Origin of the sequence: Massilia yuzhufengensis, assembly GCF_900112225.1 — a bacterium.
GTDB classification, from domain to species: Bacteria; Pseudomonadota; Gammaproteobacteria; order Burkholderiales; family Burkholderiaceae_D; genus Telluria; species Telluria yuzhufengensis.
The window spans coordinates 42,669-56,024 of record NZ_FOLD01000026.1 but is presented as its reverse complement, the minus strand read 5'-3'; the positions used below and the strand labels follow the sequence as shown (position 1 = coordinate 56,024).

At 64.8% G+C, this 13,356-nt stretch carries 12 protein-coding genes; 4 read left to right on the top strand and 8 right to left on the bottom strand.

Going from position 1 to position 13,356, the window contains the following annotated elements:
• Positions 1-5 precede the first annotated feature (5 nt).
• From aroA to gyrA, 7 genes are all read right to left on the bottom strand, one after another.
• The gene (aroA, locus tag BM031_RS19020; RefSeq protein ID WP_091876133.1) at positions 6-1,337 is read right to left on the bottom strand and encodes a 3-phosphoshikimate 1-carboxyvinyltransferase; all 1,332 of its coding nucleotides are present in this window, start codon (positions 1,335-1,337) and stop codon (positions 6-8) included.
• Positions 1,334-2,236, bottom strand: a complete 903-nt coding sequence (locus tag BM031_RS19015) for a prephenate dehydrogenase (RefSeq protein ID WP_091876132.1) — start codon at positions 2,234-2,236, stop codon at positions 1,334-1,336. The genes aroA and BM031_RS19015 overlap by 4 nt, the downstream gene beginning before the upstream one ends.
• Positions 2,237-3,340 carry a histidinol-phosphate transaminase gene (gene hisC, locus BM031_RS19010; RefSeq protein ID WP_091876131.1) on the bottom strand — a complete coding sequence of 368 codons (1,104 nt, stop codon included), beginning with the start codon at positions 3,338-3,340 and terminating at the stop codon, positions 2,237-2,239.
• 28 nt (positions 3,341-3,368) lie between these two features.
• Positions 3,369-4,439 (bottom strand): prephenate dehydratase, encoded by a 1,071-nt coding sequence (gene pheA, locus BM031_RS19005; RefSeq protein WP_091876130.1) that lies wholly within the window; start codon positions 4,437-4,439, stop codon positions 3,369-3,371.
• A gap of 116 nt (positions 4,440-4,555) precedes the next feature.
• Entirely contained in the window at positions 4,556-5,653 is a 1,098-nt protein-coding gene (serC, locus tag BM031_RS19000; RefSeq protein ID WP_091876129.1) for a 3-phosphoserine/phosphohydroxythreonine transaminase, read from the bottom strand.
• 21 nt (positions 5,654-5,674) lie between these two features.
• Positions 5,675-6,223 carry a DUF2059 domain-containing protein gene (locus tag BM031_RS18995; RefSeq protein WP_091876128.1) on the bottom strand — a complete coding sequence of 183 codons (549 nt, stop codon included), beginning with the start codon at positions 6,221-6,223 and terminating at the stop codon, positions 5,675-5,677.
• Between the two features lie 77 nt (positions 6,224-6,300).
• Positions 6,301-8,919 (bottom strand): DNA gyrase subunit A, encoded by a 2,619-nt coding sequence (gene gyrA / locus BM031_RS18990; RefSeq protein WP_091876127.1) that lies wholly within the window; start codon positions 8,917-8,919, stop codon positions 6,301-6,303.
• Between the two features lie 349 nt (positions 8,920-9,268).
• Here gyrA and ompA point away from each other — a divergent pair, with 349 nt between their 5' ends.
• The 4 genes from ompA (at position 9,269) to BM031_RS18970 (ending at position 12,445) form a co-directional block, all read left to right on the top strand.
• Positions 9,269-9,982 carry an outer membrane protein OmpA gene (gene ompA, locus BM031_RS18985; RefSeq protein WP_091876126.1) on the top strand — a complete coding sequence of 238 codons (714 nt, stop codon included), beginning with the start codon at positions 9,269-9,271 and terminating at the stop codon, positions 9,980-9,982.
• Positions 9,983-10,226: 244 nt separating this feature from the next.
• Positions 10,227-10,928 carry a bifunctional 2-polyprenyl-6-hydroxyphenol methylase/3-demethylubiquinol 3-O-methyltransferase UbiG gene (gene ubiG / locus BM031_RS18980; protein WP_091876125.1) on the top strand — a complete coding sequence of 234 codons (702 nt, stop codon included), beginning with the start codon at positions 10,227-10,229 and terminating at the stop codon, positions 10,926-10,928.
• Positions 10,929-10,952: 24 nt separating this feature from the next.
• Complete coding sequence (locus tag BM031_RS18975; protein ID WP_091876124.1) at positions 10,953-11,660, top strand: HAD family hydrolase; 708 nt, start codon at positions 10,953-10,955, stop codon at positions 11,658-11,660.
• A gap of 140 nt (positions 11,661-11,800) precedes the next feature.
• A complete protein-coding gene (locus BM031_RS18970; protein ID WP_091876123.1) occupies positions 11,801-12,445 on the top strand; it encodes a glycine zipper 2TM domain-containing protein in 645 nt (214 codons plus the stop codon).
• Between the two features lie 37 nt (positions 12,446-12,482).
• On the opposite strand, the gene BM031_RS18965 is transcribed toward BM031_RS18970, so the two are convergent.
• Complete coding sequence (locus BM031_RS18965; RefSeq protein ID WP_091876122.1) at positions 12,483-13,340, bottom strand: class I SAM-dependent methyltransferase; 858 nt, start codon at positions 13,338-13,340, stop codon at positions 12,483-12,485.
• Positions 13,341-13,356: the final 16 nt, after the last annotated feature.

Sequence of the window (13,356 nt, the reverse complement as noted above, 5' to 3'; positions counted from 1 at the left end):
TCTTCTTAAAACAGCTCGTTCTTGGCAATACCGGCAAACGCCTCGAAGTACTCCGGGAAGGTCTTGGCCACGCACTTCGGGTCGTTGATGCGCATCGCGTTGCCGCGCCTTGCCTTGCCGTCCAGCGAAGCCAGCGAGAAGCACATCGCCATGCGGTGATCGTCGTAGGTGTCGATGGTGGCGGGTTTGAGCTGCTCGGGCGGGGTGATGCGGATGTAGTCCGGCCCCTCCTCCACCTCGGCGCCGACCTTGCGCAGTTCGGTCGCCATGGCGGCCAGGCGGTCGGTTTCCTTCACGCGCCAGCTGGCGATGTTGCGCAGCGTGCTCGGGCCGTCCGCATACAGCGCGGCCACCGCGATGGTCATCGCCGCATCGGGAATATGGTTGAAGTCCGCATCGATGGCTTTCAACACGCCATTCGAGCGCGCCTCGATCCAGTTGTCGCCGCGCGTGACGATGGCGCCCATGCGCTCCAATGCATCGGCAAAGCGCACGTCGCCCTGGATGCTGTTCTCGCCCACGCCCTCCACCCGCACCGGGCCGCCGGCAATCGCGCCGGCCGCCAGGAAGTAGGACGCCGATGAGGCGTCGCCCTCGACGTGGATGCTGCCTGGCGACGTATAGCGCTGGCCCGGCTGCACGGTAAACGACGCCCAGCCGTTCTGCTCCACCGTCACGCCGAAGCGGCGCATCAGGTTCAGGGTGATCTCGATATAGGGCTTGGAAATGAGTTCGCCGACCACGTCGATCGACACCGCGTGGCTCGTCGCCATCAGCGGCGCGGCCATCAGCAAGGCGGTGAGGAACTGGCTCGACACATTGCCGCGCACCGCCATGCGGCTGGCGGCGATGCGGCCTCGGCGGATGCGCAGCGGCGGGAAGCCCGGCTCGCCCGTGTAGTCGATTTGCGCGCCGACTTCATTGAGCGCCTCGACCAGGTCGCCGATCGGGCGCTCATGCATGCGCGAGACGCCATGCAGGGTGTAGTCGCCGCCGATCACGGCCAGCGCTGCGGTGAGCGGGCGGATCGCGGTGCCGGCGTTGCCCATGAAGAGGTCGGCCTCGTGCACCGGCAGCACGCCGCCGTTGCCGTGGACGACCACGGTGCGTTCGTCGATCTCGTCCCATTTGATGCCCAGCGAGCGCAGCGCGCCCAGCATCACCATGGTGTCGTCCGAGGCCAGCAGGTCGTGGATCGTGGTCGCGCCTTCGGACAGCGCTGCCAGCAGCAGCGTGCGGTTAGAGATGCTCTTGGAGCCCGGCAGGCGCACCGATCCTTCCACGTGGATCACGGGTTCGAGGTCGATGTGTTCGGGGTAGTGTGTAGACTGCGTCATTCTGTGTCCTGGTGGAGCTGGGGCGGCGAGCCGGCCTCGATGGCCTCGATCCATTCGCGCCGCGCGCGCTGCGCGTTCGCATAAACGGTTTCGAGGCCGTGGCCGTCGGCTGCGGCGAGCGTCGCCCGCAATGTCGTTAATTGTGCCAGATATGCATCGAGCTCGGTGAGCAGGGCATCGCGGTTGGCCAGGCTGATGTCGCGCCACATTTCGGGCGAGGAGCCGGCGATGCGCGTGAAGTCGCGAAAGCCGCTGGCGGCGTACTGGAACAGCAGGCCGGCGTGCGGCTTGGCGGCGATGTCGTCCACCAGCGCATAGGCCAGCAGGTGCGGCAGGTGGCTCACGGCCGCGAATACGCGGTCGTGGTCAGCTGGGCTCAGCTTGTGGATGAGCGAACCGCACAGGCGCCAGGCGGCGGCCACGCGCTCCACCGCGGCCGGGTCGTTTTCCGGCAGCGGGGTCAATACGGTCTTCTTGCCGCGGTACAGGCCGGCCATGGCGGCGTCCGGCCCGTTCGATTCGCTGCCCGCGATCGGGTGGCCGGGCACGAACTGCCCGATCCGCCCGCCCAGCGCCGCGCGCGCCGCGGCGACCACGTCGCTCTTGGTGCTGCCGGCGTCGGTGATGATGGTGTTTGACTCCAGGTGCGGCAGGAGCGACTCCAGGATGGCCCCGGTCTGGCCCACGGGCGCGGCCAGCAGCACCAGGTCGGCGCCGCACATCGCTTCTTGCGCGGAGGTGCAGATCTCGTCCACGATGCCCAGTTCGAGCGCCCTTTCCATCGCTTGCGCCGAACGGCCCAGGCCCGCCACGCTGCGTACCGCGCCGGCCTGCTTGAGCGCCAGCGCGAACGAGCCGCCGATCAGGCCGACGCCGACGATGACGAGGCGGCCGATCATCTAGCCGAGCACCTTTTTCAATGCCTCGATGAAGGTCGCGTTTTCCTGCGGCAGGCCGATCGAGATGCGCAGCCATTGCGGCAAGCCGTAGTTGCCAACCGGGCGCACGATCACGCCCTGCTTGAGCAGCGCCAGGTTGACGCGCGCGCCGGCCTGCTCGTCGTCGCCCACCTTGACCAGCACGAAGTTGCCGAACGAGGGCACGTACTGCAGGCCGAGTTCCTCGAAGGCCGCGATCATCTGGCGGTAGCCGGCGGCGTTGTTTTGCGCGCCCTTGTCCAGGAAGGCCTTGTCGTTCAGCGCAGCAATCGCCGCCGCCTGCGCCAGCGAATTGACGTTGAAGGGCTGGCGGATGCGGTTCATCAGGTCGGTCACCGCCGGCTGGGCGATGGCGAAGCCCACGCGCAGGCCGGCCAGGCCGTAGGCCTTGGAGAAGGTGCGCGAAACCACCAGGTTCGGGTACTTGCGCACCCACTGGCTCGACTCGAACTGGTGCTCCGGCGCCAGGTATTCGTTGTAGGCCTCGTCCAGCACCACGACCACGTTGGCCGGCACTTTCTGCAGGAAGGCTTCGATCTTCGCGGCCGGGATGAAGGTGCCGGTCGGGTTGTTCGGGTTGGCCACGAACACCAGGCGGGTATCCGCATCGATGGCGGCGGCCATGGCGTCGAGGTCGTGGCCGTAGTCCTGGGCCGGAACGACAATGGCGCGCCCGCCCACGCCCTGCGTGGCCAGCGCGTACACGGCGAACGAGTACTGCGAGTACACCACGGCTTCGCCGCGCTGCACGAAGGCGTGCGCGGCGATTTCCAGGATGTCGTTGCTGCCGTTGCCGAGCGTGATCCATTCGGCGGGTACGTCGTAGCGTGCGGACAGCGCGGCTTTCAGTTCGAAGCCGTTGGCGTCCGGGTAGCGGCCAAGGTCGGCGGCGGCCTGGGCCATGGCGGCGCGGCTCGATTCGGGCACCCCGAACGGGTTCTCGTTCGAGGCCAGCTTGACGATCTTGGCTTCGTCGAGGCCGAATTCGCGGGCGACTTCAGCGATGGGTTTGCCGGCCTGGTATGGGGCGATGGCGCGGACGTAATCTGGACCGAGTTGCGACATGGAGGTTCTCGAATAAAAGTGGAGGGAGTCAGAGGCTTTGCGGGTAGGAACCGAGCACCTTGAAGAAGGCGGCGTTGTCTTTCAGTTCCTCGAGGGCGCGCGCGACGTTGGCGTCGACCACATGGCCTTCGATATCGACATAGAAGTAGTATTCCCAGGTACCGATGCGGGCCGGGCGCGACTCGAAACGCGTCATCGACACGTCGTGCCTGGCCAGCGGCGCCAGCAGGTTGTAGACGGCGCCGGCCTTGTTCGGCACGGCCAGCACGATCGAGGTGTGGTCGCGCCCCGATGGCCCCGTATGCAGGCTGCCGATCACGGCAAAACGGGTGCGGTTGTGCGGGTCGTCCTGGATGTGGGCCTGGACCACGCCGAGCTGGTACTGCTCGCCCGCCATCTCGCTGGCGATCGCCGCCACCGTCGGATCCTGGCTGGCCAGCACGGCCGCTTCGGCGTTCGAGGCCACGGCGCGCCGTTCGACGCCCGGATGGTGCAGGTTGAGCCAGACCTGGCACTGGGCCAGCGCCTGCGAATGCGCGCACACCACCGTGACACCGTCCATCGAGCCGGTTTTCGTCATCAGGCTGTGGTGGACCGGGATCGAGATCTCGCCGCTGATGACGGTGGTGGTGGCCAGCATCAGGTCGAGGGTGCGGTTGATCGCGCCTTCTGACGAGTTTTCCACCGGGACCACGCCGAAGTCGGCGGTGCCGGCCTCGGTGGCGCGGAACACTTCGTCGATCGACACGCAGGGCAGCGCCTCGATGGCGGTGCCGAACTGCTGGAACACTGCCTGCTCGCTGAAGGTGCCGGACGGGCCCAGATAGGCCACCGTGACGCGCTTTTCCAGCGCGCGGCAGGACGACATGATCTCGCGGAAGATGGTCTGGACGTCGCGGTCTTTCAGCGGACCGGGATTGCGCTCGGCGACGCCGCGCAGCACCTGGGCTTCGCGCTCGGGGCGGAATACCGGGGCATTGGTTTCGGCTTTCACATGGCCGACCTGCTGGGCGACCTGGCCGCGCCGGCTCAGGAGGTCGAGGATTTGCGCGTCGATCGCATCGATCTGTTCGCGCAGGGGCTGGAGTTTGTCGGACATATTCTGTTAACCAAAAATCGGGCGTTGGCAAATTCGCGGTGGTGCATGCACCGGTTGGACGCGCGGTCGGCGGAGCCGACCACCCTACAAGAACCGGGCATCCCGGCGTTGCAAGTTTAACGTCCTGCGAATTCGTTCAAATAATCGACGAGGGCTTGCACACCCTCGAGCGGCATCGCGTTGTAGATCGATGCCCGCATGCCGCCGACGGACTTGTGGCCCTTCAGTTGCAGCAGCCCGCGCGCTTTCGCGCCGGCCAGGAATTTGTCGTTCTGGGATTCGTCGCGCAGGAAGAACGGTACGTTCATGCGCGAACGGTATTCATGCGCGACGCGGTTCTCGTAGAAGTCGTCGGCATCGAGCGCCGCGTACAGCAGGCGCGCTTTTTCAATATTGATCTTTTCCATCGCCGCCACGCCGCCCAGCTTCTTGAGGTGGGCGAACACCAGCCCGGCGATATAGATCGCATAGGTCGGCGGCGTGTTGTACATCGATTCGTGCTCGGCCACGGTCTTGAAGTGGAAGGCCGAGGGGCAGATCGGCAGCGCGTCGTCCAGCAGGGTGTCGCGCACGATCACCAAGGTCAGGCCCGCCGGGCCGATGTTCTTCTGGGCGCCGGCGAAGATCACGCCGTACTTCGACACGTCGATGGTGCGCGACAGGATGTGCGAGGACATGTCGGCCACGATCGGCACCCGCGCATCGATGTCGGGGACGAAGTTGTACTCGACCCCGTCGATGGTTTCGTTGGTGCAGATGTGCAGGTAGGCCGCGCCCGAACTGAGGTTCCACGAGGCCTGCTGCGGCACGGCGGTGAAGCCGCCCGCTTCGCCCGACGCCACCACGTTGACGTTGGCGTAGCGCTTGGCTTCCTTGATCGACTTGCCCGACCAGGAACCGGTGTGCACGAAGTCGATCGTGGCCGGCTGGGCGCAGCATCCGGCCAGGTTCATCGGGATGATGGCGTTCTGGCCCAGGCCCCCGCCCTGCATGAACAGGATCTTGTAGTTCGGCGGGACCGCCAGCAGCTCGCGCAGGTCGGCTTCGGCCTGCTGGTAGATCGAGATGAATTCCGGACCGCGGTGGCTCATCTCCATGACCGACATGCCGCTGCCATGCCAGTCGAGCATCTCGGCGGCTGCCTGCTCCAGCACTTCCTTCGGCAGGACGGCCGGGCCGGCCGAGAAATTGAAGATCGGTGTTGCTTGTGCCATCCGGCGGTCCTTTCTGTGTCCTTACGGTTTCTGCACGTCCTGCATCAGGTCCTGCATCAGCTTGCCGAGGCGCGGCGTGACGACGCGCTGGCCGATGGCCATGCCTTCGGCCGACAGCTTCGGCGACAGCGCCATCATCTTGCGGCCGATCGGGCTCTTGTAGAAAGCGGTGAGCTGCTTGATTTCGTCGACCGTGTAGTTGTTGGTATACAGCGGCACCATTTCGGTGATCATTTCATCGATCAGGGCCGGGTCGTTGAAGATCTTGCCGACGGTCTGGGCCACTTGCGGCAGCGCCTTCTCGGCCTTGGCGATGGCTTCCTTCTTCTGCTCGGCATTGAGCTTCGGGTCGGCCTGGATCAGGCCCACCATCTGCTGGCGCATGATCGACGGCATCGCCTTCTGCATTTCGGCGTACATGGCGAGCATGTTCTTGCGCATTTCCATCGCATCGAGCATGGCCTTGACGGCGGCCGTGGCCTGCGGGTCGGCTGCGGGCGCGGCCAGGGCGAACGAAGGCAGCACGGCAAAGGCGGCGGCAGCGGTAAGGGCGACGACAAACTTCTTCATTGGTTTTCCATGCGGGCCGGCAGGCCCGTTGACAGGTGATAAAAAACGGGCCGCATCGAGGCGGCCCGCTGTGCTTCTTACTCAGGCGCCTGTTCGAGCTCGACTTCTTCGAGGTCGGTCTCGACGATGCGCTGCAGGCCGGACAGCTTGGTGCCGTCTTCGACGGCGATCAGGGTCACGCCCTGGGTCGCGCGGCCCATCTCGCGGATCTCGGACACGCGGGTGCGGATCAACACGCCGCCGGTCGTGATCAGCATGATCTCGTCGGTCGTGTCGACCAGGGTCGCGGCCACCACCTTGCCGTTACGCTCGCTCGTCTGGATCGCGATCATGCCCTTGGTGCCGCGGCCGTGGCGGGTGTACTCCGTAATCGGGGTACGCTTGCCGAAGCCGTTCTCGGTGGCCGTGAGCACCGACTGCTGCTCGTTCTCGGCCACCAACAGTGCGATGACTTGCTGGCCCTCTTCCAGGTTCATGCCACGCACGCCGCGCGCGGTACGGCCCATCGGGCGCACGTCGTTCTCGTCGAAGCGCACCGCCTTGCCGCCGTCCGAGAACAGCATCACGTCATGCTGGCCATCGGTCAGTGCGGCGCCGATCAGGAAGTCGCCATCGTCCAGGTCGACCGCGATGATGCCCGCCTTGCGCGGGTTGCTGAAGTCCTTCAGCGGCGTCTTCTTCACGGTGCCGAGCGAAGTCGACATGAACACGTAGTGGTCTTCCGGGAAGGTCCGGTTCACGCCCGACAGCGGCAGGATGACGGTGATCTTCTCGTTATCCTGCAGCGGGAACATGTTGACGATTGGCTTACCGCGCGAGTTGCGCGAACCCTGCGGCACTTCCCACACCTTGAGCCAGTACATGCGGCCGCGGTTCGAGAAGCACAGCATGTAGTCGTGCGTATTGGCGATGAACAGCTGGTCGATCCAGTCTTCGTCCTTGGTCGCCATGGCCTGCTTGCCGCGGCCGCCGCGCTTCTGGGCGCGGTATTCGGCGATCGGCTGCGATTTCATGTAGCCGGTGTGCGACAGGGTGACCACCATGTCCTGCGGGGTGATCAGGTCTTCGGTATCGAGGTCGCTGGCATTGTGTTCGATGACCGAGCGGCGGGTGTCCTTGCCGTTGTCGGCGTAGTCGGTCTTGATCTGCACCATCTCGTCGCTGATGATGGTGGTCACGCGTTCCGGGCGCGACAGGATGTCGAGCAGGTCGGCGATGTGCGACATGACTTCTTTGTACTCGTTGACGATCTTGTCCTGCTCCAGGCCCGTGAGGCGCTGGAGGCGCATCTGCAGGATTTCCTGGGCCTGTTCGTCGGACAGCTTGTACAGGCCGTCGGCCTGCATGCCGTAGTGCTTCGGCAGGTGTTCCGGACGGAAGGCGTCGATGCCGCCGATGGTATTGCCTTCGGCGGTACGCAACAGCATCTCGCGGACCAGGGACGAATCCCAGGCCTTCTGCATCAGCTCCACTTTCGCGATCGGCGGCGTCGGCGCGGCCTTGATGATCGCGATGAAGTCGTCGATGTTCGCCAGCGCGACGGCCAGGCCTTCGAGCATGTGGCCGCGCTCGCGCGCCTTGCGCAGTTCGAACACGGTGCGGCGCGTGACCACTTCGCGGCGGTGCGACAGGAAGCACTCGAGCATCTGCTTGAGGTTCAGCAGCTTCGGCTGGCCATTGACCAGCGCCACCATGTTCATGCCGAAGGTGTCTTGCAGCTGGGTCTGCTTGTACAGGTTGTTCAGCACCACTTCCGGCACTTCACCGCGCTTGAGCTCGATGACCACGCGCATGCCGGACTTGTCCGACTCGTCGCGGATGTCGCTGATGCCTTCGAGCTTCTTGTCGCGCACGTTCTCGGCGATGCGCTCGAGCAGCGACTTCTTGTTGACCTGGTAGGGCAGCTCGTCGATGATGATCGCGATGCGGCCGCCGTCCTTGCCATACTCTTCGAAGTGGGTCTTGGCGCGCATCACCACGCGGCCGCGGCCGGTGCGGTAACCATCGCGCACGCCCGAGACACCATAGATGATGCCGGCGGTCGGGAAGTCCGGCGCCGGAATCAGCTCGATCAGTTCGTCGATCGTGCAGTCCGGGTTCTTCAGCAGGTGCTGGGCGCCGTTGATTACTTCCGAGATATTGTGCGGCGGGATGTTCGTCGCCATGCCCACCGCGATGCCGGACGAGCCGTTGATCAGCAGGTTGGGGATCTTGGTCGGCAGGACCGTCGGTTCTTTTTCCTTGCCATCATAGTTCGGCTGGAAGTCGACGGTGTCCTTGTCGATGTCGGCCAGCAGTTCACTGGCGATCTTGTCCAAGCGGCACTCGGTGTAACGCATCGCCGCGGCGCTGTCGCCGTCGATCGAGCCGAAGTTGCCCTGGCCATCGACCAGCGTGTAGCGCAGCGAGAAGTCCTGGGCCATGCGCACCAGCGTGTCGTAGATCGACGCGTCGCCGTGCGGGTGGTACTTACCCATGGTATCGCCGACCACGCGCGCGCATTTCACGTACGGGCGGTTGAAGTTGTAATTACTCTCGTGCATCGAGTACAGCACGCGGCGGTGCACCGGCTTGAGGCCGTCGCGCACGTCCGGCAGAGCACGGCCCACGATCACGCTCATCGCGTAGTCGAGGTAGCTCTTGCGCATTTCTTCTTCGAGGGAAATGGGAACTGTTTCTTTTGCGAATTGATCCATTGGGCGGGTCGACTGCTTTCAGGCTAATGGTTATGAGTTGCAACGGACGATTCTACCATGTGCCGTTATCGTCAGCACAATTCCTCGGCAGGGGCGGGACAGTTCCAGCATTGTCGATGCCGCACCAGTACGCTTGCCCAAATGTTGCGACAAAACAACGTTGCAAGAAATATGCATTGTGTTTGATTTAGGTGCAGTCGTGCGTTTTTGGTGCATGTGGCAAAATGGACAGGAAATTAATTGCTTGTTTCACAATGCGAAACTGACATCAGAGAACGCTGTGTTAGTATCTTGACCACAACACCCGGTGTCGGCTCGCGCGGTATTCACCCGAAAAGGAAAAAAGAACATGAATAAACTGGCTACCCTCCTGCTTGCTGCTTCGGCTGCTTTCGCCGGCAACGCATTTGCCCAGACCGATGCACCGTATGCGCCGCTGACCACGGACATCCAGGCACGCACCCCGTACAGCGCCTACGTGCAGGACAGCCGCGGCGTGATCGCCCGCAATCCTTTCGGCCTGTGCTGGCGCACCGGTTACTGGACCCCGGCTGACGCCGTCCCAGGCTGCGACGCGCCAATCTGCGTCGCACCAGAGAAACTGGAAAACGGCAAGTGCGTCGCCCCACCGCCACCACCGCCGCCACCGGTCGTCGAAGCCGCTCCGGCACCTGCACCAGCACCGGCGCCAGTGCCGACCTCGGAAAAAGTGTCGTACTCGGCTGACGCCTTCTTCGACTTCGACAAGGCCGTGCTCAAGCCAGCCGGCAAGGCAGCGCTGGACGACCTGAGCTCGAAACTGGGCGACATGAACCTGGAAGTCATCATCGCCGTCGGCCACACCGACTCGATCGGCACCGATGCCTACAACCAGAAACTGTCGATCCGCCGCGCCGAAGCCGTCAAGACCTACCTGAAGGGCAAGGGCGTGGAAGAAAACCGCATCTACACCGAAGGCAAGGGCGAGAAGCAGCCTGAAGCGGACAACAAGACTTCCGCCGGCCGCGCCAAGAACCGCCGCGTGGAAATCGAAGTCGTCGGTACCCGTACCGTCAACAAGTAATCCTCGCGATTGCTGATGAAACCCCGCTGCGGCGGGGTTTTTTTTCGGCTCTCGCAGGCGTGCGTCACCGGCGCGCTTGCAAAATTAGGCTCCGGCCTTCGCCGGAGCGACTTTGTTTGAGTTATCGACTCTTTAACCAAGGTCGCACCGGCGCAGGCCAGTGCCCGAGTGCAGCTCGCAAAACCCACACAAATTTTCCGTGCGGCACCCCGTCCGCCCCCCCATTTCCAGTATGATTCCGATTATGACTACGAACGCAGACCCATTAGAAATCCAGAAATTCAGCGAACTCGCCCACCGCTGGTGGGACCCGACGTCGGAATTCCGTCCGCTGCACGAAATCAACCCGCTGCGCCTCGAGTGGATCAACGCCCGCGCCCCGCTGCTGGGCAAGAACGTGATCGATATCGGCTGCGGCGGCGGCGTGCTGTCCGAATCCATGGCGCGCAAGGGGGCGAAAGTCACCGGCATCGACCTGTCCAAAAAGGCCCTGAAAGTGGCCGACCTGCACAGCCTGGAATCGGGCGTGGAAGTGCGCTACAAGCTCATCGCGGCCGAAGACATGGCCAATGAAGAAGCGGGCCAGTACGACGTGGTCACCTGCATGGAAATGCTCGAGCACGTGCCGGACCCGGCCTCGATCGTGCTGGCCGCCGCCAAGCTGGTGAAACCGGGCGGCCACGTATTCTTCTCCACGCTCAACCGCAACGCCAAGGCCTACCTGTTCGCCGTGATCGGCGCGGAATACCTGCTGCGCATGCTGCCGCGCGGGACCCACGACTATGGCAAATTCATCACCCCGGCCGAACTGTCGCAATTTGCGCGCCTCGCCGGCATGCAGGTCGACGGCCTCAAAGGCCTGACTTACAATCCGCTCACCAAGATTTACTCGCTCAACAACGACACCGATGTGAACTACATGGTTGCGTGCAGTAAACCGCTCTAATCCCGCCCTGACCTGAACGTTTCCATGACTCTCCCGACCGTCCTGCCGGCACCGCGTGCCATCCTGTTCGACCTCGATGGCACGCTGGCCGACACCGCGCCCGACCTCGCGGCTGCCGTCAACTGGCTGCGCACCGAGCGCGGCCTGCCGCCGACCCCGTATTCGGTGCTGCGCCCCACCGCTTCCGCCGGCGCGCGCGGCATGATCGGCGCCGCCTTCGGCCTGGCGCCGGGCGACGAAGGTTACGAAGAGCTGCGCCTGCAGTGGTTCGACCGCTACCAGGAAACCATGGCCGTGCACAGCTCGCTGTTCGGCGGCGTGACCGAACTGCTGCTGGGGATCGAACAGGCCGGCATGAGCTGGGGCATCGTCACCAACAAGCCGGCCCGCTTCACCGACCCGCTGATCCCGCAGATCGGCCTGTCGCATGCGGGCTGCGTGATCTCGGGCGACACCACCACCCACCCGAAGCCGCACCCGGAACCGCTGCTGGAAGGCGCGCGCCGCCTCGGCATCGACCCGGCCCAGTGCTGGTACGTGGGCGACGACAAGCGCGACGTCGAAGCCGGCCACGCGGCGGGCATGGTCACGGTGGCCTGCAACTGGGGCTATTGTGGCGCGATCGAACCGTCCACCTGGGGCGCCGAGTACCTGCTCGACACCCCGACCGACCTGCTGCAGACCCTGCGCGAGGTGGTGGAAGCGGCGCGCACGGCCGAACGCGCGGCCTGAGTTTCCCCGCAGGCGGGCCGCTCGGCCCGCTTGGTCTTCCTTACATCTCATTACGACTGATACAGGCTTCGGTCTAGCTCCCGGATGTGCCTGCGAGTAATCTACTCCCATACGACAACCACACGTCATCGGAGCAGATCATGGAAACCACCCAACGCCTCAACCGCATTCATCCCCTGATGGCCGCCGCCGCAGCATCGGTCGTGATCGTCAGCCTGACCGGCGCGGCCGCGATTACCGGCCTGCTGCCCACCTCGAAGAGCGCATCGGACCCGCTGGCCGCGGCTTCCCCTTACGGCCTGCAGCAGCCCGGCATGGTGCCGATGACCAATGCCCAGGGCCAGGTGGTGATGGTGCCCGCCGCCGCCGTGCAGGGCCAGGCCGGCATGATGCCGCTGTCGGCCACCCCGGTCACGCCGCAGATGGCGATGCAACTGGCCGCCGGCCCGCAGCAACTGGCCCAGCCGGTCGCCTATGCGCAACCCGCGGCCCAGCCGGCGCCGGTGGTGGTGAAGGAAATCATTCGTGAAAAGCCGGTGGTCCGCGTGGTCGAGAAGACCCGCGTGGTCTACCGCGACCGCAAGGTCAGCGAGCCGCGCCACTACGCGCATGCCCCGGCCCCGGCGCCGGCACAGCCGAACTATGTCGGCATCGGCACCGGCGCGGTGATCGGCGGCCTGCTCGGGAACCAGGTGGGCGGCGGCAACGGCAAGAAGCTCGCCACCGTGGCCGGCATCATCGGCGGCGGCATGCTCGGCAACGAGATCGCCAACCGCAACCGCTAAGCAGTCACAGCACGCTTCCCCGGAACCGCAGGCGCTGTCAGCCTGCGGTTTTTTTTAAAAAAATGCAGACGATGATGTCGCTCGGGAACACGCGCAGCACGGGAATCGCGCACATGATGGCGACGTACTGCACCCACAGCGACAGCAGCGGCACATTGCCGGCGCACTTGAGCCGCTCGCGCAAGCCCTTGGCGCGCAGGGCTGGCAACTCGGCGCTGTCGACCAGCTCGAAGCCGCGGTTGGCCACCAGCTTGGACAGGTTGTCGGGGCTGAAGTAATGCACGTGCGGCGACGGCAGGTCTTTCTGCCACAGGCGCTCGAAGGGCGTGCGCCAGCCCACCCGGGCGATGAGTTTGGACAGGCGGTAGAAGAAGCCGCGGCTGCTCGGCAGGTTGAGGATCAGGATGCCGTCGGGATTGAGGCGCTGGCGGCATGCTTCCAGCGCGCTGCCGATGTCGGGAATGTGTTCGATCACGTCGTTGAAGACGATGACGTCGAAGCACTCGCCTTCCTTGAGCACGTCGGGGAAGAAGCCGGCCCGCACCGGCAGGCCGCGCGCCGCGGCGCGCGAGCCGACCACGGCGTCTGGCTCGACCCCGAGCACGTCGAAATCGTCGCGCGCCGTCTCCAGGAACCAGCCATGGGCGCTGCCCACGTCGAGCAGGCTGCGCCCACCGGGCCGCGCATGCCGCTTGGCATACTGGACGATGGCGCGGAAGTTCTCGAGCCGCAGGGCCTTGAGGCCGGCTTCGCGCTCGGCCTCGTTGACGGCCGGCCCGGTGTGTTCGTTGATGGCGACGGACAGCGCCGCGCTTTCATAGTGGCATGCAGGACAGGTCGCGTGCCACGATGCGAGCCCCGCCGTTTTAGTATTACCGCAGACGATACAGACCATTGCCATTCCTTGTCGA

Bases quoted from the DNA above. Each gene is read 5' to 3' on its own strand.
- gyrA (WP_091876127.1), bottom strand. From the start codon at position 8,919: ATGGATCAATTCGCAAAAGAAACAGTTCCCATTTCCCTCGAAGAAGAA.
- pheA (WP_091876130.1), bottom strand. From the start codon at position 4,439: ATGTCCGACAAACTCCAGCCCCTGCGCGAACAGATCGATGCGATCGAC.
- serC (WP_091876129.1), bottom strand. From the start codon at position 5,653: ATGGCACAAGCAACACCGATCTTCAATTTCTCGGCCGGCCCGGCCGTC.
- BM031_RS19015 (WP_091876132.1), bottom strand. From the start codon at position 2,236: ATGATCGGCCGCCTCGTCATCGTCGGCGTCGGCCTGATCGGCGGCTCG.
- BM031_RS18995 (WP_091876128.1), bottom strand. From the start codon at position 6,223: ATGAAGAAGTTTGTCGTCGCCCTTACCGCTGCCGCCGCCTTTGCCGTG.
- ubiG (WP_091876125.1), top strand. From the start codon at position 10,227: ATGACTACGAACGCAGACCCATTAGAAATCCAGAAATTCAGCGAACTC.
- BM031_RS18965 (WP_091876122.1), bottom strand. From the start codon at position 13,340: ATGGTCTGTATCGTCTGCGGTAATACTAAAACGGCGGGGCTCGCATCG.
- BM031_RS18970 (WP_091876123.1), top strand. From the start codon at position 11,801: ATGGAAACCACCCAACGCCTCAACCGCATTCATCCCCTGATGGCCGCC.
- hisC (WP_091876131.1), bottom strand. From the start codon at position 3,340: ATGTCGCAACTCGGTCCAGATTACGTCCGCGCCATCGCCCCATACCAG.
- ompA (WP_091876126.1), top strand. From the start codon at position 9,269: ATGAATAAACTGGCTACCCTCCTGCTTGCTGCTTCGGCTGCTTTCGCC.
- BM031_RS18975 (WP_091876124.1), top strand. From the start codon at position 10,953: ATGACTCTCCCGACCGTCCTGCCGGCACCGCGTGCCATCCTGTTCGAC.
- aroA (WP_091876133.1), bottom strand. From the start codon at position 1,337: ATGACGCAGTCTACACACTACCCCGAACACATCGACCTCGAACCCGTG.